The sequence below is a fragment of the Paenisporosarcina indica genome, assembly GCF_001939075.1.
In the GTDB taxonomy this organism is placed as follows: Bacteria; Bacillota; Bacilli; order Bacillales_A; family Planococcaceae; genus Paenisporosarcina; species Paenisporosarcina indica.
This window is the reverse complement of record NZ_MPTA01000002.1, coordinates 70,478-94,765: the sequence shown is the minus strand read 5'-3', so window position 1 is coordinate 94,765 and position 24,288 is coordinate 70,478. Positions and strand designations below refer to the sequence as shown.

Here is a 24,288-nt window from a genome sequence, read left to right as displayed (position 1 = left end):
CATGAATATCATACTCATTGGTGACAGTGGTCACGCTAAAGTTATTACGGATTGCGTGCATTCGATTGAGAGTTTTAAAGTCGTTGCTAAACTTGATGACAAGTATACAGAAAAGCACTTTGTCGAAGGACTCATTAGAGGTCCTTTGAACATTTTGCATGAGTTGAAGATTGAATATTCAGCAAAAATATTGATTGCTATTGGTGGAAATAATATCCGTAAGAAAATAATAGACAACCTAAATTTACAGGACAATGATTTAATTTCAATTGTACATGAAAACACGACAATAAGTGATAGTGCAAAAATTGGTGAAGGTACGATCGTAATGCCAGGGGTAGTCATAAATGCGGATGCAAGGATTGGCAAACATGTCATTCTAAATACAAATTGTGTTATAGAACATGACTGTGTAGTAGGAGATTATAGTCATGTATCACCTGGAAGTATACTTACTGGTGGTGTTACAGTAGGTGAAGGTTCACATATTGGGGCTGGATCTACTATTATCCCCATGAAATCAATTGGTGTATGGTCAGTAATAGGAGCAGGTTCTGTAGTAATTACGCATATTGGAGATCGAGTAACTGCAGTAGGTGTTCCAGCTAAAGTTATTAAGAGAGAAGGACTATAAATGAAAAACCGAATTTTTCTATCTTCCCCTCATATGAGTGGAAATGAGCAAGCATACATAAAAGAAGCTTTTGATACAAACTGGATTGCTCCACTGGGGGCAAATGTCGATGGATTTGAAGCTGAAATTGCAGCATATGCAGGAAGTGAAGGAGCAGCGGCCGTTAGTTCAGGAACTGCCGCTATTCATCTAGCTTTGGATTTATTGGGAGTTGGACAGGGGGACACTGTGTTTTGTTCATCCCTAACTTTTATTGCAACAGCAAACCCAATTCTTTACCTTGGTGCAGACCCTGTATTTATCGATTCTGATGAAGAATCATGGAATATTTCACCGGTTGCATTAGAACGTGCATTGGTTGAAGCGAAAGCAGAAGATAAATTACCTAAAGCTGTCCTTATCGTTAATTTATATGGACAAAGTGCCGAAATGGATGAATTGATGGCACTTTGCAATGCTTATGGTATTCCAGTCATTGAAGATGCAGCAGAATCACTTGGAGCTTCATATAAAGGGAAGAAGAGTGGAACGTTCGGTAAGTTTGGTGTTTTTTCATTCAACGGGAATAAAATCATCACAACTTCTGGTGGTGGTATGTTAGTTTCGGATGACGTAGAGCAAATAAGTCGTTCTAGATTTCTAGCAACTCAAGCACGTGATCAAGCTAAACATTATCAACACAGTGTAGTGGGTTATAACTACCGTATGAGTAATGTATTGGCTGGAATAGGTCGTGCACAATTAGAAGTATTGGATGAACGTGTTAAGGCACGGCGTGCGGTATTTGAACGATATGTAGAAGCTTTAGGTGAAGTTGATGGCTTGGAGTTTATGCCTGAACTCGAAGGCACATACGGTAATCGGTGGTTAACTACTTTGACGTTGGATCCGGAGAAGATAAAGGTAACACCTTATAAATTGATTGATGCTTTAGCTGAAGAGAACATTGAAGCTCGTCCTGTATGGAAACCATTGCATCTGCAGCCAGTGTTTGAAGGGTGTAAGTTTTATGCTCATGGTGAGAATGATGACGTGAGCCAAAGGTTGTTTGAAAGAGGTCTTTGTTTGCCTAGTGGGTCGAATATGAGTATTGAAGAACAACATAAAGTAATTGAGGTGATTATTCATAATTTAACAAAAACTGCAATGAAATAAAACTAAGGTGACGTTCATACAAATAAGTAGATGGACGTCATATATATTGTCTTAAAGTAGTTTTGTTTGATTAATATATTGAGGTGGATAAATGAAAGTTAACAATGGTAGTAAAAGATTTGAAGAATTGGATTCACTAAGAGGAATCATAGCTTTTACAGTTTTTGTATATCATTTTTTTAATGTTAGTTGGGAGAATCGTGGTCAAGTCGGATATTGGAATATTATTGCCTATTCACCTCTTAGGATTTTATGGGCTGGACACGAGGCAGTAATATTTTTCTTTATACTAAGTGGGTTTGTTTTATCACTTCCATTTTACAAGAAAAATTACATACATAATTATATTACATTTATAATTAAACGATCTCTTCGTATTTATTTTCCCTTCATAGTAGCTGTATTATTAGGTATTATTCTTAGAGGTGTATTTTCTCTTAATAACATTGCGGGAACTTGGACAGGGGAATCTGGATTAAATACTATTATTAAACATATATTATTTATTGGAACATACAATTCTAATGCATTTGATTCTGTAATTTGGTCATTAGTTCATGAAATGAGAATCTCGCTAGTTTTCCCCTTATTAATAATGTTACTTATTAAATTTGAATGGAAAAAAATTATGACTCTTGGATTCCTGACTTCAGTAATTTCAATTGCTTTTATTGTAACATTAAAGATTGATAACAATATTAATATAATTATTTCATTCCATTATATATTGATGTTTATTATTGGTGCGATCCTTGCAAAAAAATCATGTTCATTTAGTTAAGAAATTTAAAGAATCAAACAAATTAACAAGAATCAGTATCTTATTATTTGGATTATTTATGTATGGATATGCAGTTTCATTAAGGGGGAACAATGATTTAGGGTATTACATAGGTGACTGGTTAATCTCATTAGGAGCAGTAATTATTATTATTTATGTTCTCTCAGTAAGAGTTCCGTTTTTATTAACTAGACCATTCCTTGTGTTAGGTAAAATTTCTTACAGCTTTTATTTGTTCCATTTACTGGTCCTATTGTCCATAGAAATTTTATTAGGTGCTTTTATACCTATATTAGGAATTTTCTTGATTAGTCTTTTGATGACAATTGTAATATCATTATTAAGTTATAGATATATTGAAAAACCTTCAATGAAGCTAGCAAGATCAATAATACTATTAAAAAAACAAACTGAATATAACGTAATTAATGATAACCCTTCTAAGAGTTGAATTCAAATGAATTTATTAGAATCTAGAACTCAAACTGTTATTGGCTATATAAGTGTGCTTAATCGTCGTCGGGGTTGAATATACACTATCACATATTTAAAGAAACTTTATTTACAGGAGTGGAATAGCAGTAAGCTTTTTAGAACGAAGGGAATTTTGTTCTAACAATATTTAATAGTATATGATAATATTTAACAAATATTTTGGAGGTGCATAAATGCAAACTATAAAGGAGGATTTGAAAACCTATAAATTAAGTGTTTTAGGGGCTTTTAAAGGTGTATTCCTACTTTCTACATTTTGGTTGGTTTTTTTATACAGGGTGGCTCATTGGTCATTAGAAAAGAAAATTCCAATATTACCTGGTCTTTTGAGGACTTTAGGGATAATATTCTATAGCGCTGATATATCGCCTGCGGCTCAAATTGGACAGAAATTTAGAATCGTCCATTCGGTTGGTATTGTAATCGGCAATGACGTGAAGATAGGAAATAACTTCGAATTATTTCATAATGTTACATTGGGTGGAAGAAATCAAAATAACAATGAACAGACTATGCCAATTATTGGGGATAATGTTACTGCTTTTTCTGGCTCAAATATATTAGGACCAATTATCATCGGTGATAATTCATCTATTGGGGCAGGAGCAGTAGTGACAAAAAGTTTTGAAAGTAACTCAATAATTGCTGGTGTCCCTGCTAAAAAAATAGGAACAGTCGTGATAGCACACGCAATTGAAAGTTTAAATAATTGAAAGTTTCATAAAACAGGTACCTGTATAAAAAACTATTCAGATTATAAATTACAATTGTATATGAATTTTAAGAATCCAATAATTAAGACTGGTGTTGGATTCTTTTATTGTATAGTGATGTAGGTATATAAATTGTCATAAATTACAGGGTGCCACAACAGGGAACAATTCTGAAAACATAATTAAAAGGTGCAAAATCTCCTTTTGATTCATCATAGAGGTATATTCAAAAACAGGTACCTGTGTAAAAAACTATTCAGATTATAAACTACAATTGTATATTCAAAAAAATCAAAACTTGAAAATAATGATTTACTTGGAATGCTAAGCATAAAAAACATAGAATATCTATAGATTTTAAGGTGCCATCCAATGAGACAATTCTGACATTTAACTACAATTCACTTCTTAATGTCCTTAAAGCCCTAATAGCAAGACTACTTTCTCTAAGAATTTCGTAAGTGATAAATGTTATTATTACTGCAACAAAATAAACTAAGCAAAAGGCAGCTGAAATTGCAATTTCAGCTGCATATTTTTTATGGTAGAAAATTTATAATTTATTGTTTTCTAAAGGATTTTCCAAACATTTGTCGAAATAATGAAATATAAAAAGTTCTTATGGGGTGACGGGTTGGAGTTGTTGTCAGAAGCGTTATTAAAAGAAAAGTACATAGTATGGGGTCAATTTTTTGAAGTGACCATTGCTGGTGATCGAGTGTGGATGCGACCAGAGGCGCGAATTGAGCGTAGACAAAACACGAGTTCGATTAATACCGAAAAACAACGCGCAGATGCAGTAATCGTAATGTTAAATCCGGGGAGTTGCAAGCCCATTTTAGCTGCACAATTAGGTGAGTGGACAGAAGCGAAGCCAGATAAAACTCAGTTCCAACTAATGCGTTTGATGGAGCGCATGTCTTGGGACGAAATGAAGATTGTGAACTTATCCGATGTTTGTGAAGGAAACCGTATGAAGTTTTTGGCGCTGTTAAAGAGATCTGAAATTGGAGGAATTGTACATTCCCGATTTGCAAATAACTCTGTATCGGAATGGTCCAAAATAATTTCAAGTGCGGACCGACTCCTCTATGGTTGGGGAGATAAGCCAGAACCAAAGAAAATGGCGAATGCATATGGGTTGCTTGATTTTGATAATATGTTAACTTCCTATGGAAAGAAGCCCATTGCGGTTTGGCATCCAGTGAAGGGGTATCCGAAACACCCGAATCCATGGATACCGGAACGCTGTGAGGCTTGGTTGGAGGATATGGTGAGTGTGCTGAACAATCAAGAAGCTGTGTATCAATAAACCTTTTCCTGTGCCAGAAACTATTTAAACGATTCAGATTTAACTACAATTCATTTTTATATTATGAAAATGGGATATTGTTGGAACATTGAACTGAACCCCGAATCTCGGACACTTTAAAAAAGCGTCCCGAGGTTCGGGGTTTTGTATGTAAATATTTATTTCCCCCTCTATAATTACTTTAAGTAAGGTCGGAGGATTTATTTGGCCAGAGATAAAATCACAAAATCACAAATTCAACTAAAAAACGCGCCCTAGTGTTGAAAACAATGAACTTAACAAAAGAAATAGAAAACTAATGTGACATTTAAAAGAATTCTAGTCGCAATACTCCAAGAAGATAGAGACGCACGTAGTGAAGTAACTTCGTGCGTAACTGCATACATGTGTATCTCGCACGCGTAAAGAACCGTTACAGCAATTGTTGTATCGGTCTTTTTCGCTTAGATATCCAACTTAGTCCATTAGTAACGTGTAAATGACTTGTTCTGACACTATAATTAATAGAGTTTAATAAGAGAGGGAGTTTTCATTGAAAAAGTTATTATATGTCTTGATGGCTATGTCATTAAGTCTTTCCATAATTGTTTTTCCATCCGGATCAGCCAAAGCAGCGGGATTCACGGATGTATCTGGTTTTAAGAAAGAAATCGAATATCTGACCCAACTAGAAGTAATCAATGGCTACAACGATGGCACATTCCGTCCATCGACCAAGCTTTCGCGTGCGCAAGCGATTGTCATGATTATGCGATCAATCGGTATGCCAGAGTATCAAATGAAAGATCCAGGATTCAAAGATGTAAGCCCGTCCACTTTCGGGTATAAAGAAATTGCCTACGCTGTTGGTGCAAAAATCATTAATGGGAAAAGTAATGATCGTTTCGATCCTACTGGGGATATCACCCGTGCGGAAATGGCTAAAGTATTAGCGAATGCTTATGACCTGAGTGGAGTGTTCCAGCCAGGATTTAAAGACGTAGCCGTTAACTCATGGGCACATCCATTCATACAATCATTGGCTGCGAACAATATCACTGTCGGGTTTAATGATGGAACATTCCGTCCAACCCAAACGATTGACCGTGGACAGTTTTCAGCTTTCCTTGCACGCATCATGAAGCCCAACTTCCGACCGTCCACCGGAAAAATAAAGCATTCGATTGTTGAACTGACAATGGAATCAACGATCATCGATTTGGTGAAGAACCCAGACAAACCGATCATTTACTATATCGATGCGAAGTCAAAATCACTCGTCATGCTAAACTTGGAAACTGAAACTAAAAAGGTTGTGGAACTGACACATCCTGCAGAAAGGCTCGCCATCAAAAATGGCAAGGTTTTTGTTACACAACTAATCCAGGCAAGAAGTCCATTTAACTCCATCGAGATGCAAAAAGGACTCATCAATGTGTACAATGCCGAAACTCTTTCTTTCCTGAAAGAAGTAAACGTAAACATTGATCCTTATGACATCGCAGTGGATGATGCGGAAACGCTGATTATTTCATCCGGCTCGGGCCAAGGCTATAGTACAGAAGTTCAAACGTATAACTGGCAAACGTCAGAACATCTATCATCTGCTAGTATTTCCCAACAAAAATTGATTGAACTGTCACCGACCCAGAACAAAGTCTATGCGGTTGCGACTTCCCACTATACCGGGAAAATCGAGACATATAGTTTAATAGAAGGAAAAATCAAGCAAGAAACAATGGTGCCTCGATTCTTTGACACCAGTAACTTGAGGGGCTATGTCCAAATGACCCCTGACGGTAAGGTTATTTACAATGGGGATGGGACAGTTTACGCATCAAGCATCCAGCCATCCGAAGATCTGGCTCCGCTTGGTAAACTGGCTACGCCATTTACAACCATGACGTTCAATGAAGCGGGTAAGGACATGTATCTTGCTGATCGTTCACGACTGATTTCTGTTTATAAATACGGTACATTGGATCCCGTTTCTACTTTGAGTGCCTATGGCAAAATCGATCGACTGGTTTATGTAGAGGAAACAGGGGAACTATATGCATTCACCAAATTTAAGCTGGATGGTTCTAAAACAGAATCTACTTTATTGGAACGGATTGAAGTTGGAAAATAGAAACCTGACATTTCACTACAACCTTTAATAGTAGAATCATAAAGATGGAATACTGTTGGAAGTGGACTAAATTAGAATTATTCATAAAGAACAATTATATGAAAAAACCAGGAAACACAGGTCAGATTGACCTTGTGCTTCCTGGTTTTCGTTTTTCTGTAGGAGTTTGTTTGTTTCTTTTTATAAAATTCAACACCAGGTTGGTCAAATGGATTGACGTCCATTAAGTAGGCACTCATCGCACATGCTTTCATAAAGAAATACATTAAATAACCGACATGATAGGATTCAAATTTCTCTATTTCTAAATGCATGACCGGTACGCCGCCATCCGTATGAGCGGACGCTGAACCGGTAAGTGACTTTTTGTTGAAGTCATGGAGAGATGTGTTACATAAATAGTTTAATTTATCAAGATCTTTAAAATAGGTCCCTGTGACAGAAACTATTTTAAACGATTCGAAATTTAACTATAATTCAATGTTAACAGCTACAACTAAAATAAAGAAACAAAAAAGGCAGCCAGAATTATCTTTGGAAGTCTTTTTTTTGTGGAAAAAAATTTACAATTCATTAATTATCAAAAGGATTTTCCGACTATTTGTCGAAATAACTAAGAAATAAAGAAGAATTTGAATAGAAGCAAATGATAAGAACCAGTAATGAATATGACAATTCATGTGATCATGGAGTTGAATGAAGAATTCTTTAGAACTAGTCAAGCAATTGCAACGAAATCAATCAAGCGAAATAATATTACCTTTGTTACCAAAAATTTGTCGATGAACTCGATTACAACCTTTATAGGTATATGCCTATTCCTATTCCCCCCCATATAAAAGGATACAACTTCTTCGAAGTTCAAAAGCATTAGTGAACGAGAATGAGACATCTAATCGATGGTGTATCGGTAATGTTGATTATGTAACAAACTTTCATTGTAATCTCAAGTTGTCACATTGTTATGTTTTTACCTGTCTACAGATCGACTAGAAGGACGTTTCTCTTTAGTAAAATTATGTACCGTTATTATACTGAATATTCGACCAATTAACTAAATCACTTTTGGACTTCTCAATAAGGGAAGAAGAGTGGAAAGAAGGTATAACGAAATGACAATTAAGACAATCGCTGCCACTTGTTTCTATCCACTAATTCAGCTTTCTGAAGAGAAAATAATTAAGGAGATTCAAATTGACATCCATAATAATGTGACTGTTATTACTGGGAAAATGCCAAATAAAGTGGTTGCAAACCGTTTATTACATCCTAATGAGTTTTCTGATGTAGAAAAGATTCTGAAAGAAGCGCGAACGATAATAATTGAAAAGAAATTCAAGGAAAACGATGATAAGAATCCGAAAAATGATACTATCAGCGCTATATCTGATATAGAAGACTTTGTATCCTGGTGTTCTTATTTAATGTTACAAGAGTGTAGAATTCTACATTGGGGTGACGTCCATTCAGAACCTATTACTAGAAATGGAAGAATTGTTCTTTCAGTGGGACGACAATTTAATATTCCGACAGACACATCACCAATAAATGAAGCTGGAGAGTTTTCAGAATCTCATAAAATCGAATCCAGCACCACCATTAATCACTTGGGAAAATGGATGAAAATAAAAATTCCTAATGAATATAAATCAATTTTAAGATGGTACAGAAAAGGAACCCTTTCTTATTTTCCCGAGGAAAAAATAATTTTTTGGATTACAGCTTTAGAACTAATATCTAAGCTAACTTCTGAAGAAACCGAAATTAAAAATACGTGCGAAAAGTGTGGACATATCAATGTCACTAGGCCATCCGTTAATAAAAAAGCTTTATTTGACTATATATCTGAACTAGGGTTTAGTAAAAATAAAACTTTTAACGTTATTCAAAAATATCGAAATAAATATGCACACGGTGGGAAGGAAAGCTTCCAATATTTTAGTGAAGAAATAAGATTGGTTACGGCAGCTGCATTTAGTTTGCTGGTTCTATTTCTTTCTAAAAGCTTAAATGAGCAAGAGAAATTTCCTTTTCAAGATAAATCAATACCACAGTTATTTAACCATCCACTAATCGGTGATGTTAGTTTTTTAATAGAGGCAATTAAGGAACTAGAGAATAGTGGACTCCATAAAAAATCAAAACAGGAATAATTGGTTAAAAACGGCCCCTATGTTGAAAACAATTCTACAGAATTCTGACAATTAACTACAATTTACTTTTAAAAATCATGGAGCCGGATACAGTTGTATTAATAAATTTTACCAGGATGAAATGTTTATTGAGTATAATTGTTGAAGAACTTATAATGAAGGTTCAAATGATTAGTCAAAAAACAGGAAACACTCGGCTTTTGGCCTTGTGCATCCTGTTTTTTGTTTTTCTGTAATAGAGTATTGGTATTCTTTTTATAAAATTCAACACCAGGTTGATCAAATGGATTTAAAAACGCGCCCCTGAAGAATAGAGGGTTAGTGATAACTGGAATCCTGTGTTTGAACTACTTGAATATCTGTCGGATATTGTCGATAAGAATATAACGAATATGCAGTTCATTTGTCGTATGATTATAGTAATGAAACATCTAAGTTCAGTTTATTTGATTGTAAAAGGATACTTGTTCTTAAGTTTTGTGCTGCAATAGATCTGAGTACATAACTTAGATCACAACGATCATTTAGTATAGTACCAATCTCTAGAACACTAGTGATTAATAATGAGGTAGTTGAGATATTGAATGAAGAGTGGTATTTGATACCTATCCCCTTAGGTAAAAGTAGTAAATAACTGTAACATAATTGGTGAGGCATTTGCCTCACTTTTGCAAAGTGAAATTAATATTGCACCGGGGGTTGTTCTTGGAAGGCTTCAGCAAGATGGACATATTCCATTTCCAACAAAGTTAAATCGATTAAAAAAGTCATATAAATGGGCAAATTGACAGCAACCCCTTTCAAGAATCGATGAGAGGGGTTATTTCAATATCTTATTTAGATAGGAATTTAGAACTAACTACTATTAAGACCACTGTAAAGAGGGTGAACTGGATGAACAAATTTGAGAAAATGAAGGATTTAATAATCGCCTTCTTAAATCAGCATTAAAATGTAGAGTTCAATATTTTAGAACTGGAGAATTATATTATTGATAGATATGACAGCCTTAATGATTATCAAGATGATGGAGGGTATGATTTATTTTACACCATCATAAATGAACTAAGTTCCTCCTCAAAGATTGAACCAATAAAATCTTCTATCAAAAAAACTAACAACCGTAAAACACCATTACCAATAAGATGGAGAATCATTAGAACAAGGGCTATTCCTACTTGGACCCAAGAACAAATTTTTCAGGTGTCAGACCGGTTAGATATTAATTATTTTATCACTAATCCTGAAAAGCAGAATGTATCAACCTGGGAAAACATATTAAGCATTTATAATTTTTTAGGGGAAAAGGATAAATGGGAGTGGGAATCTAAAGCTAGTCGGTCCTATCAATTATTTAAGGATGAGAAGTTCCTTAATGAAGAAGGTCGACACCTTTTAAGTAGATTAAAATTAACTGAAAACGATTTGGAAATTGAAAACTATGGTGAGCCATTCTCATATTTTGTACATCCTAGAGTTAATAATTTCACTGAAATTAAACGTATTTTAATCATTGAAAATTTATCATTTTTCCATGCTTGTAGAAGATTATTTAAAATGTACAAACCGATTATTGGAATGGAATTGGATATGATTATATACGCAGAAGGAACACATATCGAATCAAGCATTAAATATATAAAAGACATATTAGAGCATAACGACTTTCAACTTTTTTATGTAGGAGATATGGATCCATCAGGATATTCCATCTATGCTCGACTGAAAACTAAAAACCCAGAGTTTTACATAACTTTAGCAAAACATATTTACTACATGATGGTGAAAGAATGTCATTGCCCGACCACTATAAAAAAGGATCAGCCAAAAAACAACGATCATTTTAATTATTTCTTAGATGAAATTGGGAGGGATAATGAAGGCTTCACTGCGATTGCTTATCAGATTTGGAATGAAGATAAGCGTATCCCTCAAGAAGTCCTACCAATTGACCTACTATTAAAAGGAGAAGGTAATCATGCTTAATGAAGATATATGGTTTGGAATAGAGAAAAGAAAAAGGTCGTTAAATCCAATTTTTTTGTTTGGTGCGGGGATGAGTCTCGGTGAAAAATTAAATCCTTATGTTCGTGATATATTGCTATGCGTCTTGTTAGAAATCTATTATCGAGAGCTGCGTGATGATGAAGCCAGGACAAAGGATGATATATATGAAGTTGTACGTGATGTAATTGAAACCTTTAAACTTGATCATAAAGAAGAAGATGTGATGAGGTTAGGAAATGGCATCTTTTATTTTGGTGATAGTAAACGAATGGATTCTTTTAAAGGTCATTATTATAATCATGAAAAACAGACATTTGAAGACCAACGTTTTTCTTACTTAGAACAAGACAGGGAATATACGAAACTTAAAAAAGGGACAGTAGTTTATAAGTTGACGGATGAAAGCATCCGAATGATTTTAATGTCTCGAGAATTTGAAGAAGAAATGGATATGAGTGTTGAACAATTGTATACATTGCAACTCATTAGAGCTGGTAGAGTTAATCAGGCAGTTGGTGTATTAGACGCATTGACATTGAGAATAAGACGTTTATTAGCAAAAGAAAAGGATTATAGATATGAATTAGAGAGAAATCCAAAGGTGCTCCTTACTAATAGGGAAGTTAGGAAAAAATCTAAAGAAGATGTCTGGAACCAATCAGAGGAAGCACAGGAATTATACAAGAAAATGTTATCTACTTTAAAAATGATTGAAAGAGGTAACGAATTATCACGATTGGAGCACATAGAGCTTGAAAATAAAATCTTCTCTACCTCGAAATTACACCTTAGTTTATCGGACGAGGTTTATAAAAATATTGCTCTAGAACTAGATATTCGAAAAAACAATCCATTATCCCTTGTTTATAGAAAAACGGCTAACTTTCATCAAGAAATATGGGAAAAGCATATTTATCAGAACGGTATTCCAACCGAAGAGATATATGAATTAATATTAGGTCCATTATTTTCTCCAAAACAGGATGTCATTCTTCCGATGGAATGGATATGGCAGGAACAGGAATTGGTAAATGAACAAGAACTGATAGAAACAGACTTTAAAGAAGAAAAAGAGGAGATTTGGAATAAATATGTGCATGAAGTGAATTGGGATGTGGTAGTAACTTGTTGGTATCCAATATTTAAAGGGTTAGCTAGCACTGGTGAATTTCATGCAAAGGATATTAGTTCTTTTGATCATTGGAATCGGGATGCTATTGACTTCTGGCCATTGTTTGCACAATCTAAATTGACTGTTGGGGAAATACAGGAGAATCGAAAGTATAATGATGAACGGTTTACACTATTACAAAAGATGCTAAAACTAGATGCTGATATAAGCTTCTTTGAAGGGAAAATAATTTATGCTACGTATGAGCCTGGTGAGAAAATCGTAACAGAAGATGTTCAGATGTCTTCCTACGTACTACGATATAAAAGGGGAGTATAATGAATGGCTGCTGAAAAGATAAAAATAGCCACAGATATTTATGCTAAGTTGATGAAGCACAAAATGGTCGATCGGAATGAAAGTGTCTTAAGATCTTACTTTGATGACACTCAAGTACATGACTTAGTTCAACAAATTGCACGAAGTTTCGGAACGATAATTTTAGAAGGACATGAAAAGCTCCAACTAATCTCCGATGGTAAAGAGTCTATTTTTGCTACATCATTCACTCATTTAAAAGAAAAATATAGTGACATTGAAAATAAAAAAGAGTTTTACTTGTTATGTAATATTTTAATGATTTACCTTAGTGAAATTGATGGTGACTTATCTGTTCGTTCCCGATATGAACTGCGTGGTTTATCTTTATTTAGGATGGAAGAACTTGTAACGAATGTTTTTAGCCATTGGAAAGAAAAGATTGAAATCGAAGAAGATTACGAGAAAAAATGGGCTATGAATATTAGGGAACAAGTAGAGTTTTGGTTAAGTAAAGATCTGAAAGACGATAGCAACAAGTTAACTCCTTCTATGAAAACTAAATTTAGCATTATGAAAAAAGCACTAAATCTGTTTGAGAATGAACACTTATTAAATGTCATTCTAGAAGGAGATGAACATATTGTTTATGCTTATCCTGAATTATTTGAACGAATTGAGGGGCTTTTCCACAATTATGAAAGGTATACGATGTTACGAGATGTAATCGTAGAAGCCAAACGAAGAAAGGAGGGTGAGGTTAATGACAGCTATAAATAAATACCGAGTAGTTGGTACACGTTACAAACAGCAAACCAGAATTTATAAAGATGAAGTCTTTCAGTTTAGTTCTGATGAGGGACCAAAAAACGCGATTATTACAGCTAAAAACACGTTTGGTAAAGGTGTACTGTTGCAGCTATTATTTCAACCTATGATTCCAAAGACTTCTTGGAGTCGTGGGAAAAATAAAGTTAATCACTTTTTCTATGCAAGTAAAGGTCAATTTAAACCTTATACATTTTATAGTTGTATAGATTTTCATTTAGATTTCGGTAGGCACTTGTTGGTTGGGGTAGCTATGACTTCGCATTTGAATGAGAAGAACGATTGTGAACCTTTATATACACTATTCGTAAGGGAGTATGGTTACAGCTTATACGATCCATATACTATCGATAATATTCCCCTTTATAACAAAGAAAAAGGAGCTCCAACACCATATAGTGAATTTTTGGAGTACCTAAGGGAAAATAAAAAAGAATTTCTTACTTTTAACGAAAATTCTAAATCAAAATTTTATAGCACCTTAGATAGTTACGGGATTATTAAAAAAGATTGGGAACAACTAATCGATATAAACCAATATGAAGGCGGTGTGGCATATTATTTCGATGATAAGAACGCGACTACAAATCACGGTCTTTTCTCTAAAATGATTATTCCAGCAATTGAGGCTAGATTGAATGAAAAGGGTGAAGAAAGTGACCTTATTACTCTATTTAAAAACATAGCTTCAATAACTAAAAACCTTCCTGAATTGAAAAAGAATGCTTCGGCATATGCTGAAATTAAGCGTCATAATGAAGAAGTTTACTCTAGTTTATCGGAGCTCATACAAGAAAGGGAAAAATTCGATATACATATTGAAAAAGGGCGCTCCATATTAACAGCTCTATCAAATGAAATATCCTCGCTAGAAAAAGAGACAAACGACCATAAGGAGCAATTAATTGAGTTAAATAAACTAAAACAAGAGCTAGATTGGAAGCAAAGAAACCTCCAATATGTAATTAAACATTATGAGTTAAATGAACTCAATGCTTCCCTCCTATCTTTTGGACAAAATCAAAATGATAAAGAACAACAAAAAGTGACTTTAACAAACCAAAAAGATGAAGCGGAACTTCAACTACAGTTAAAGAAATGGAATGAGGCCGAACAGGAACTTCAAAATATTCGTAGAAAAAAAAATGCCATTGAACAATCGCAAGATTATCGTGAATCAAAAGAGCTGCAAATTCAACTAGAAATTGAAATTGAAAGTGAATGGAATGCTGTACTTATGGAAATCAACAGAATAAGTACGGAAAGTGAATCATACAAAAACTATATTCGTAAATTACGTGAATCTAAAAACACACAAGTTAGGTCCTTTACGGAGCAGCTTACGAAATATGAAGTTGACAAAGGAGTCATTGAAAAGTCAATTGAAAAATTTAAATTGGAACTTGATAAACAAAAAGAAATATATGGCGAATATTTTTATTACGATATCGAAAAAATTCATTCACAAAAAAGTAAAGAGTTAAAAGACACTGAAAAAAACTATTCCAAATTAACTAAAGATCAAACTGAAAAAGCAGATGAAAAAACTAGTTTAGATCGTAGGCATGCAACTTTAGAAGTGGAAATAGTATCAGAAGAAAAAGAAGTAAAAAGAATCAAACAACAATGGGAGCAACAAAAAGAAAAAGAACGTGGGATCATGCAAAAGGTATGGAATGTTCTTCGCATAAATCCTGTAGAAGTAGTAGTTTTCCGTAAATGGTTGAATGAGCAGATTCCTGTTTTAAAAAACAGAAAAAGTGAGTGGGAACTTACTCTAAATCAGTTAAACATTCAATTATATGAGATAGCATTTGAAGTGAAACAAAATGATAAACCTTATTTGATTCCGAATGAGGAAGTTTATAAAGTAAAATCCCTACTAGCGGAAAAAGGAGTTCCTGTCCTATACGGAGATGAATACATAAAACAACAAGGGCCGGAAAAACGGGAAGAACTTAATAAGAATCATTCACTTTTAAAATACGGGTTAATAGTGCCAAATCAAAATAAGGCATATGTTGATGAGATTAAAAAGCTAGATAAAGAGTTCTTCCATGTTCCTATTCCTATTTTTTGGGTGAACCAATTAGAAAAGAAAAGTGATATGCAGTTTGTTATTTTAGACCAGAAAGCAGCAGAGTTTTCCATCCATGATGACAAATTGTCAGAACGTAAACAAGCTTTATACTTAAAAAGCGATGAAGTTAAATCAGAAATTGAGAACACGAAGGAATATATAGATAAACTTACAGCAGTCGTTGCAGAACTAGAATCTTTTGACCATAGTACTACCGCTGTGGAATTAGAGAAGCAATATCATACTTTTCGAACACAGCTGGTTAAAAAAATAAAAGAAAAACCTGAGGTAGAAAAACAAATAGAAGTCATTAAAGAAGAACTAAAAATTGTATCGGATTCAATCGTTTCCGTTTCAAATGCGATAGAGAGTTTGAAAAAAGAAATAGATAGCCTCAAAACTTGGTTAGAAAATAAGAAAATATACGAGAGCGAAAAGCAAAGACAATATGATTTATCACTTAAGGTTCAAAGCATGAACAGTAAAATAAGTTCTAAACAAAAGGAACTTAGTACACTAAATGATGATTTTGATGATTGGAAGGATTCTTATCGTGACTGGAAGGACAGTAAGAATAAATTAATGGAAACAGTCAAGGAAGTCCTTCCTTTGATTTACTTTGAAGATGTAAAAACAGAAGCTCTTCGTGAAGTTCAACCTAATTTTAATATGGATGTAGATAACCTAAGGGACCATTCTTACAAATGGAAAGCTGTACAACAAGAAATGGAAAGCCGTAATACTGAGTTAGTGAAGTTAGGAGTTAACTTAGAACATTTTCAGAAGGCAGTTCATAATGAAGAAAAGGAATTGTCTCGATTAAATAATGAGTGGATGAAGTTCCGAGTACCACAGGAACCAATCCCAGTATTAAAGAAAAGGCTGGAACAGAAGGAGGAAAGTGTGAATGAAATTAAAGAGGCCATTCTTCTATTAAAATCAGATATAAAACATGCTAATTCACAGAAAGAAAGATTAGGAAAAGAATTGGATGAAATGAAAGCATCTATTATTAAAGACTTTCGGAAGCAACCTGAAATATGGAAGCATGATGATTTTAATAAAATGAAAATTGAAATTGAGCATTCAATTAATGAAAATAAAAATGATTTAAATGATACAAATGCTATTATTAGAGACATTGAAACTAAGGTAAGTAATTTTAATACTATATTTCAAAAGTTGAGTGCGACTTTGAATACATTAAATATTAGTAGTGGTTTAAACCCTGTGCCTTATGTGCAGGAAATTGTCAAAAAGAATCCTGTCAAAACTGGTGATGAATGGATTAAAACATTCATGACATTACAAAGAAATGTAATTACTAAAAAGTCAGCCGTACAATCAATCCATCGAAAGAAGAAAGAAGTTTTTGAACGAAGTGAGTGGGTTTTAGAAATTAAAGATGTTGCTTTAAAAGTATACAGTGATATGGACTTTGAAGAATTACAGGAAGTAAAGGCATCTATCGAAGGTTTAGATTTATTGGCAAGTAATGAAATTGCAGAAGCTGAGGAAGAAAGAAACACAGCAGAAGAAGCCAAAAAAGAGTGGGTAGAACACGCTTGTAAATATGCACTTCAAATAGTTGAACATTTACGAAAAATGATTAAAGCTATGCGTATTACTAATAGAAGTGGACTGAACTTTCCGCTTGTTAAATTAAAAAGGGATAATTTACTTCCAAGAGAAACAGATCAAATTAAAGGAAATATTGATGATTTGTTCGACAGGGTTATAACTGAAATGTTTGTTGAATATCAAGATGTGAATGAAATTCCACAAAAGGTATTCAAAGATAAGATAAGCACAAAAAATATTATCTTGGCTGCATTCAATTATCAATATCCTGTTTTATGGATGTATCGTTTACACGAAGAAAATAGCTTCTTATATGAGCCGCCAAAAGAAGAGTTCTATACAGAGTGGGAAACAATTAATGAATCTTCTAAAACGGATCCTTCTGGAAGTGGTGGACAGTTATTTAGCGCCAGAACATTAATATTAATGATGTTGACCTCGTTTAAACGCACAAATGAAGATAATAGCAGTTGGAAGCTTTTAATAACGGATAACCCGTTTAGTGTAGCTGTTAGTGATCATATCGTTGATCCAATTTTGGCTATCGCTGAGGAGCTGAAGTTCCAATGGATTGTTGTAACCCCACCTGAGTTAGTAAAAGTGGAGTTATTACAAAAGTTTGATATGTACTATCATTTAAGTGCAAAACCTATAACTTCTGGAACAGATCAAGTAGTATCTGAGGTCCAATATGGTTACCGAAATTATAAAAAGTCAAACAGCATTTTAAAAGAAGAAAAAGTTTTATTTTCCGTGGAACAAGATAACTAGAGTTTATTATTTAGAAGAAACTCGACATGAGTAGCTTACTAGGCGATTAATGAGCTAAAACCTGCCGTGTGTGTTCTTTGAAAAGGGGAATATTTACACATTAGATTCCAAGTCAGAGCTTTTCTTAACCATTCTATCTACCATTTGCGCAAGAAGAAAGTCGTTCTGTGAGTGAAAATACGAAATGGGGCGTGCAGAAGCGGTTCCAACAATGAAATGTTCATATGCCGACCACGTTTTTCCTGGGATATGACACGACTGAAGATGGGGGAATTGTTGTTGACGATGAACAGGCAGAAGTGGGAAGAAGAATTTTCCGGGAGATTTTAGGTGGGAACGGATGTCCAAGTATTGCTAAAGATTTAATGAGAGATGGCTTAAAGACTGGAAAGGGAAATACAACTTTGGACAGGAGATCTTTCATTGGAATGATTTATAAATCTAGAAATAATCATGTACATGAAGGGCATTCTCCGAATAAATTATGGGACACTATCATTAATAGACCATACAATTCTTGATTTATTTGAACGATTAGTAAATTACTGTTTAATTAATTGGCTGTTAGAAACAACAGAAATATAGATAACCAATATCATTCTCTGAAGAAAGAACGATTGGTAGGAATAGTTGAATCAAGCAGGGAAGAAGACGGCACCCGGTTCTGGTTTTGGATGGAAAGCCTTATACATGGGAGGAAATCGTGAAGATGTTGAGGTCCTTTAAAGGGTTTGAGTTAAAGGTCGAGGCAGTGGATATAACCGATGAAATTGAGTGGAAAGATGAGGAATAGCGTTAGCGAAATGACGTTTCTCATTTTAATTAATATCCCGTCATAAAACAGGTAACTGTGTAAAGATTCTCCTCCACGAATTGCAGGTAGAACCATTCTTACTTTCCTGCTGTCAAACGCCGTTCTTCAGCGATGATGGTGAGCAAGGAAGATTGGAAATCGTGAAGCCTGCCAACCGATAGGTCTGTTCGATTTGTTTAGCCGTCCGTTTGTCTTTCTTGAAGTAAGGACTAAACGGACTCTTATGGACGGAATCTTCAGCCGAATCCATCAAATGTAAGCTATTCAAAAAGAGCGTTACACTTCAAAACTTATCGAAGTGTAACGCTCTTTTTGTTAGATTTATTAGTTTCATTAACTATTGGCTCGATTCTATTATTCTATGCTTTGTGAAGGAGCATATAGATAATTTTTTTTCCCGTTAATCACTATTTCAACTGGATACCAAATAAAGTTATTTGGGGCAGTTGATGAGAAGTCATATAATGGACCACCAATTATTTTAATTGGCGTTCCAACCGGTACCTCTGTTTTTAAAGAGGAAGTACTTGGTTTTTCACGAAGACGAGTATTAACCATCTTTGATCGGTCACCTGTTTTGTATCGGTCTTTCGTAAGAGTCCCATCCGAACTCATTGTAAATTTAAGTTGATTAAAAATAATTCTTTCATTCGTTTCTGAACCATAGGTAAAGTCTTTTAAAGACATTTGAATCGCTGGAATATTTGTTGCTAATTGGCTAGAAGTATTGATAGCCGAGAATACTTTTTCTTGATAAGCAGTTGGATTAGGTTCACCAGTCGTTTTGTAGAAAGGACTATTTACTGATTTAGTCCCGTTATAAGCCATAACCGCAAAATACCAACTTTCCAATTGTTTCGGATCATGAGCACCTATTTTTGGTAAGTCTGACCGTTTAAAATGATAGAGAAGCATATCAATTGCGACTTCAATATTGTATTCAATGTCGTATTTTAATTTCTCTACATCATAATCTTGTAAGTTAGTAATTTGCATCAACCCGATTCCGCCATCAAAAGAAATAATAGGTTCACCATTAGATGTAAAATGTTTCCATTCACCATTCTCAACGTTAACAATTCCTTTAACAATTTCAGGAGGAATGATTCCATTAGCGTTACGAGCTTCATTCGTAATCATACAATTGAGTGTTTGACGATTAGGGTTGAGTCGTGAATTTTTATCATATCCACAACTTGATGTGTTGAGTCTAAGATCTTCGTTCAATCCCCTGGCAAGAAATGCTGAGAAATGTTTTCGTGAAACGAGGCCTGTAGGATTAAAGTGATTTTCATCCACTCCACCTGTTATCCCAAATGCATGAATTTTTCTCACTGCCGTATAGGCTGTAGTCTGCATCCCGACATCACTAAATTCTTTTGCCGATTCTTCTTCAAGCTTGAATGCTCTTGCCAATAACATGGCCATTTGCTCTCGAGTAATTTTGGCATCTGGCTCAAATGAAGTCGCACTTTTTCCATTAATAATCTTTGCTTCAAACGCTGATTGAACAGCCCCAGATAAATTTTTATTAACATCTTTAAAAACTGTCTCACGAGGTGTAAGGTCTAAATCGAAAGCACGAGCTAACATAAGTGCTGCTTGTCCTCGTGTAAGGTTTAAATCAGGTTCAAAGCTGTCTTTATCGATACCTTTTATTACGCCTTCATTAAATAAATAGTGAATATGTTCATAGTTTGGATGTGTCTTGGGTACATCTGTGAATTCATTCGCTTCAGCGAATGTTGTCGTAGTGAGTGCGAAACTTAAAGCAACTAAACCACTTATCAATAATTTTTTCAATGTCGATTCCCCCTTTTTATTTAGATTAACGGAATTAATAGGGAAATAATACCTTCTCTGAGAATTTTACTATATGTAGTTCTAAGATACTATGAAAAACAGGAGTCAGTATAAGAAACTATTAACTATGTATTAATGAAAGCTACTATCCTCCAGCTGCAATTAGAGCGACTGATTATGCACGATATTACGGTGCTCTGTATCATTCGAATTAGGAGGGGGGGGACAACATTCAAATGAATGCTGTCCTATAATTCTGCCACTTTCCTCCCGGTGAAAATAGACGATCGAAGTAGGCTATAATTTCACTTCGCCAGTCTTTGCAGATCATTTAGTAGTGTTGAGGAGGGGAATTCGGCCCAGATGTGAGATACGAATCGGAGAATATCAAAACCTGAAATAGTTCCAGTTTCCTATATTTGAATTTTCTATATAGTCAGAAAGTGTCAAAGCGAGTATAATAGAATAATTGAGGAATTTATGATTACAAAAGGTGTGTGACCGTGAAGTATTTTAAACAAGATAGAAACCAAAAATTATATTACCTCACCGCATTTGTTTCCACCGTGCTGATGGTGATTGGACTTTTGTTCTTCAATCCGAGATCTGGAGGGACAGACCTCGGATTCATTTTTCAATGTGTAGTAGTCTTATTATTGTCAACGAGTTTGTTTATCTATCCGAGGTATGAAAACCACTTTTTTAGAAAGCTCATTATTACCATTGCCTCTATTTACTTATATATGCTTTTCTTTTTATATCCTGATACATGGTCTTCTTTTACGTTGCTCTGTTTTATTCCGGCGTTTTCAATCTTGTTTTTCGATTCGAAGCTGTTTTATTTCTCTTTTGTTTTTAATATACTATTGATCACTTCGACGTTCATTTATATTCTGTTCTTTGACCAGGGGAATGATTTTGCGCATATCAAGCAGGACTTATTCGGGAATGTCAACAATTTCATGGGAACCCAAGTCATCCTTTATTTCATTTTCCATTTAACTTCTGAAAGGATCAAAAAACAGCAAATGTTTTTTGAAAAGTTGCAGCAATCAGAGAAACTGAAAACAACCGGCCAATTAGCAGCCGCAGTCGCACATGAAATACGAAATCCGTTGACGGTCGTAAAGGGTCTATTGCAGTTTTATGATAGTAACAACTCATTCAGCAAGGAAGGGAAAATGCACTTAACTTTGATGATTGATGAGCTGAAGACGGCGGAACATGTCTTATCCCAATTTTTGTCTATAGCAAAACCGGATGAGCATCAACATATGGAAACCGTAAATGTCCGCGATGCCTTGCAAAGTGTGACAGGTTTGCTCATGTCCTATGGACTTTTCCATCAAAATAAGATCCTCTTGCAAGTGGACGAAGACCTATACATAGCGGCCAATACCATAGAATTTAAGCAATTATTCATGAACTTAGTGAAAAATGCCATTGAAGTTTCTACAAAAGATGATTCTGTCGTAATCAGAGCAGAAGAAAAAAACAATGAAATTGAAATAAAAGTAATTGATGCAGGATTTGGCATGTCCGAAGAACAGGTACAGGCCTTGGGTACTCCATTTTACTCATTAAAAACGAAAGGGACCGGACTCGGGCTCATGATCTGCTTTAACATTGTTGAAAAATATAAAGGAACAATCCGGTTTCAGAGTGCGGTGAATCAAGGTACTACTGTGACTGTACGGTTTCCCATGAATTCCTAAAAATTCCTAAACGGTTGTTCCGATCATTAACTACAATTCCACTGGAGAACCAGGTACTTAATCTCACCTTGAAGCTATTGTCCATTACAAAGAAATGGTATATAGAATAAAAATAGGCTGAAATTGAATCCTCAGCCTATATTTATTCCATTGTAAGAGAGGTAAACTCAACCTTTGTTTACCAAGATAATTTCTACTACTTCTTCGTCTCCAACAAAATATGTTTCAGTTTTTCCAATGTACGTTCTCTTCTTTTTTTAACCCCAGCTTTGCTGATCCCGACATGAAGCGCCACTTCATCTAATGAACAGCAATCAATGAACAACAGCTGGATCAATTGCTTTTCTTTCCTGTTTAATTGGCTTAGTGCCACCAATACCCCCTCGGACCAATCGGAATGGCTCATCTGAGGATTTGCTATAAGTTCAAGTATCTGATGTTCAGTTGGAATATGGTTCTCTTCTTTCGATGCTTTTTTCAGTTCATCCAGCAAGCTCCCATAAATACTACGATAAGCAAAAGGTGCAAAATCGCCTTTTGATTCATCATAGCGCTGCCAAGCATGCCAAAGTCCTACTCTCCCAACTTGAGCAAATAAATCTTGATTTTTATAGATGTGCAATTTCCGCATACACGAATAAATCATCGGTTCATACTGATCCAATAACTGTTCGAAAATCTCCATTTTAAGCTGCTGCCTTGCCAATGTGCACATCAGAGTTATTCCTAGGTGACGTCATTGTACGACATGTACCTGATGCGTTCGAATGACGAAACATGACGTTTGAGGGGGAGAAACGCCATGTTTCGAGCTAGTAAAAGAAGACGTTTCCTTCTAGTAAACTTCAAAGTGCCAACAAGTTTAAAAATTTTTAAAAAAACTCTTAATATAAACTGATTATTCGGATTATAAGTTTACAATTTAAGTATTATTTAGTAGAATTATGTCAAGGGAGATCGAAAGGGAGAATATATGTTGCAGTGTGATTCGTATTATATCAATGAAGATACATTGACATTGGAACCCGTTTTTGTGGATGGCTTCCAGAGTCGAATCGGAACGATGCATGGGGTATATTATTCAAAGATGTCGATAAGATCCTTATTGGAAGAGGCATGTATTCGCTATGCTTCAACGTTTGATGGTCGTATACAGGCGATTCAAAAGTTTATGGAATATCGGCATAAAACACCTCTTCTGATAATTCCGGATACGGTGGGGGCAGTTCCAACTATTTCGCATTTACAAGCGGAATGTGTCTGGCTATTCAATCACCATTACCAGATTAATGCGTTGAGTCCTAACGTATCGGAAATCATTTTCAGCAATGGTTATACCATTCAAGTCAATGTTTCCAAAAAAGTGATAACAAAACAACAACAGAGGTTATATTCTACGATGGAAGCATATCGGTCGATGCATCGCAAAAAAATCTACATTGAAAAATCTCGTACTGTACTAAACTTGGAATAAGGTCATCAACTTTAATTGAACATGAAATAAATAAAAAATGAGATCTCCTTGTTAAAAACAGGTCCCTGGCGTGTGTAAACGATATAACTACAATTGTAAAATCCAAAAATTCAACACAATCCTGATATGCATAGAATTATAAGTGTATAAATAGAGAATATCGATTGATTTTCAAGTGCGACCCAATGAAACAATTCTGAGATCACGTGCTAGTGTCCGAATAGAAATACAAATTTCTCTAAGAACTTCGCACGTGATAAATGTTAGGGTTAACAACTAAAATAATGAAAGAAAAAGGCAGCCAGAATTGCATCTTCGACTGCCTTTTTTAATGGGATAAAATTTACAATTTATTTGTTTTCTAAAGGATTTTCCAGATATTTGTCGAAATAAGGTTGATACTAAAATGAATTCGGATGGAAGGAAAGTACAT

The 24,288-nt window shown here is 34.7% G+C and carries 18 protein-coding genes; 16 read left to right on the top strand and 2 right to left on the bottom strand.

Annotated elements, in window-relative coordinates:
* Window position 1: 1 nt before the first annotated feature.
* The 14 genes from GY23_RS06010 (at window position 2) to GY23_RS19030 (ending at window position 18,842) form a co-directional block, all read left to right on the top strand.
* Window positions 2-634: an acetyltransferase gene (locus GY23_RS06010; protein ID WP_075618322.1), complete on the top strand. Its 633-nt coding sequence runs from the start codon at window positions 2-4 to the stop codon at window positions 632-634.
* Entirely contained in the window at window positions 635-1,789 is a 1,155-nt protein-coding gene (locus GY23_RS06005) for an aminotransferase class I/II-fold pyridoxal phosphate-dependent enzyme (RefSeq protein WP_075618321.1), read from the top strand.
* A 91-nt stretch (window positions 1,790-1,880) separates the two neighbouring features.
* Entirely contained in the window at window positions 1,881-2,570 is a 690-nt protein-coding gene (locus GY23_RS17805; RefSeq protein WP_084544041.1) for an acyltransferase family protein, read from the top strand.
* Window positions 2,533-3,021, top strand: a complete 489-nt coding sequence (locus tag GY23_RS17800; protein WP_342742393.1) for an acyltransferase family protein — start codon at window positions 2,533-2,535, stop codon at window positions 3,019-3,021. The genes GY23_RS17805 and GY23_RS17800 overlap by 38 nt, the downstream gene beginning before the upstream one ends.
* A 217-nt stretch (window positions 3,022-3,238) precedes the next feature.
* Window positions 3,239-3,778, top strand: coding sequence for a serine O-acetyltransferase (locus tag GY23_RS05995; RefSeq protein WP_075618320.1), 540 nt, complete (start codon window positions 3,239-3,241; stop codon window positions 3,776-3,778).
* A gap of 601 nt (window positions 3,779-4,379) precedes the next feature.
* On the top strand, window positions 4,380-5,090 hold the full coding sequence (locus GY23_RS05990) for a DUF1643 domain-containing protein (protein ID WP_245827596.1): 711 nt from the start codon (window positions 4,380-4,382) through the stop codon (window positions 5,088-5,090).
* Between the two features lie 532 nt (window positions 5,091-5,622).
* The gene (locus GY23_RS05985) at window positions 5,623-7,200 is read left to right on the top strand and encodes an S-layer homology domain-containing protein (RefSeq protein WP_075618318.1); all 1,578 of its coding nucleotides are present in this window, start codon (window positions 5,623-5,625) and stop codon (window positions 7,198-7,200) included.
* Window positions 7,201-8,312: 1,112 nt separating this feature from the next.
* Window positions 8,313-9,353, top strand: a complete 1,041-nt coding sequence (locus GY23_RS05975) for a HEPN domain-containing protein (RefSeq protein WP_075618316.1) — start codon at window positions 8,313-8,315, stop codon at window positions 9,351-9,353.
* Between the two features lie 1,203 nt (window positions 9,354-10,556).
* On the top strand, window positions 10,557-11,339 hold the full coding sequence (locus GY23_RS05970) for a Wadjet anti-phage system protein JetD domain-containing protein (RefSeq protein WP_075618315.1): 783 nt from the start codon (window positions 10,557-10,559) through the stop codon (window positions 11,337-11,339).
* Entirely contained in the window at window positions 11,332-12,810 is a 1,479-nt protein-coding gene (locus GY23_RS05965; RefSeq protein ID WP_075618314.1) for a hypothetical protein, read from the top strand. The genes GY23_RS05970 and GY23_RS05965 overlap by 8 nt, the downstream gene beginning before the upstream one ends.
* 3 nt (window positions 12,811-12,813) lie before the next feature.
* Window positions 12,814-13,569, top strand: coding sequence for a DUF6063 family protein (locus GY23_RS05960; protein ID WP_075618313.1), 756 nt, complete (start codon window positions 12,814-12,816; stop codon window positions 13,567-13,569).
* Entirely contained in the window at window positions 13,553-18,049 is a 4,497-nt protein-coding gene (locus tag GY23_RS05955) for a coiled-coil domain-containing protein (RefSeq protein ID WP_075618312.1), read from the top strand. Before GY23_RS05960 ends, GY23_RS05955 begins: the two co-directional genes overlap by 17 nt.
* Before the next feature lie 224 nt (window positions 18,050-18,273).
* A complete protein-coding gene (locus GY23_RS05950) occupies window positions 18,274-18,570 on the top strand; it encodes a recombinase family protein (RefSeq protein ID WP_075618311.1) in 297 nt (98 codons plus the stop codon).
* Window positions 18,571-18,683: 113 nt separating this feature from the next.
* Complete coding sequence (locus GY23_RS19030) at window positions 18,684-18,842, top strand: DUF7713 domain-containing protein (protein ID WP_425434982.1); 159 nt, start codon at window positions 18,684-18,686, stop codon at window positions 18,840-18,842.
* Window positions 18,843-19,217: 375 nt separating this feature from the next.
* Here GY23_RS19030 and GY23_RS05945 read toward each other — a convergent pair whose 3' ends face one another.
* Complete coding sequence (locus tag GY23_RS05945) at window positions 19,218-20,666, bottom strand: S-layer homology domain-containing protein (protein WP_075618310.1); 1,449 nt, start codon at window positions 20,664-20,666, stop codon at window positions 19,218-19,220.
* 866 nt (window positions 20,667-21,532) lie between these two features.
* Here GY23_RS05945 and GY23_RS05940 point away from each other — a divergent pair.
* Window positions 21,533-22,381: a sensor histidine kinase gene (locus tag GY23_RS05940; protein WP_245827595.1), complete on the top strand. Its 849-nt coding sequence runs from the start codon at window positions 21,533-21,535 to the stop codon at window positions 22,379-22,381.
* A 196-nt stretch (window positions 22,382-22,577) separates the two neighbouring features.
* On the opposite strand, the gene GY23_RS05935 is transcribed toward GY23_RS05940, so the two are convergent.
* A complete protein-coding gene (locus GY23_RS05935; protein WP_075618929.1) occupies window positions 22,578-23,066 on the bottom strand; it encodes a sigma-70 family RNA polymerase sigma factor in 489 nt (162 codons plus the stop codon).
* 288 nt (window positions 23,067-23,354) lie between these two features.
* On the opposite strand from GY23_RS05935, the gene GY23_RS05930 reads away from it, so the two are divergent.
* Window positions 23,355-23,855 carry a competence protein ComK gene (locus tag GY23_RS05930; RefSeq protein WP_075618308.1) on the top strand — a complete coding sequence of 167 codons (501 nt, stop codon included), beginning with the start codon at window positions 23,355-23,357 and terminating at the stop codon, window positions 23,853-23,855.
* Window positions 23,856-24,288 lie beyond the last annotated feature (433 nt).

Bases quoted from the DNA above. Each gene is read 5' to 3' on its own strand.
- GY23_RS06010 (WP_075618322.1), top strand. From the start codon at position 2: ATGAATATCATACTCATTGGTGACAGTGGTCACGCTAAAGTTATTACG.
- GY23_RS06005 (WP_075618321.1), top strand. From the start codon at position 635: ATGAAAAACCGAATTTTTCTATCTTCCCCTCATATGAGTGGAAATGAG.
- GY23_RS17805 (WP_084544041.1), top strand. From the start codon at position 1,881: ATGAAAGTTAACAATGGTAGTAAAAGATTTGAAGAATTGGATTCACTA.
- GY23_RS05995 (WP_075618320.1), top strand. From the start codon at position 3,239: ATGCAAACTATAAAGGAGGATTTGAAAACCTATAAATTAAGTGTTTTA.
- GY23_RS05990 (WP_245827596.1), top strand. From the start codon at position 4,380: ATGAAATATAAAAAGTTCTTATGGGGTGACGGGTTGGAGTTGTTGTCA.
- GY23_RS05975 (WP_075618316.1), top strand. From the start codon at position 8,313: ATGACAATTAAGACAATCGCTGCCACTTGTTTCTATCCACTAATTCAG.
- GY23_RS05965 (WP_075618314.1), top strand. From the start codon at position 11,332: ATGCTTAATGAAGATATATGGTTTGGAATAGAGAAAAGAAAAAGGTCG.
- GY23_RS05960 (WP_075618313.1), top strand. From the start codon at position 12,814: ATGGCTGCTGAAAAGATAAAAATAGCCACAGATATTTATGCTAAGTTG.
- GY23_RS05955 (WP_075618312.1), top strand. From the start codon at position 13,553: ATGACAGCTATAAATAAATACCGAGTAGTTGGTACACGTTACAAACAG.
- GY23_RS05950 (WP_075618311.1), top strand. From the start codon at position 18,274: ATGCCGACCACGTTTTTCCTGGGATATGACACGACTGAAGATGGGGGA.
- GY23_RS05935 (WP_075618929.1), bottom strand. From the start codon at position 23,066: ATGGAGATTTTCGAACAGTTATTGGATCAGTATGAACCGATGATTTAT.
- GY23_RS05930 (WP_075618308.1), top strand. From the start codon at position 23,355: ATGTTGCAGTGTGATTCGTATTATATCAATGAAGATACATTGACATTG.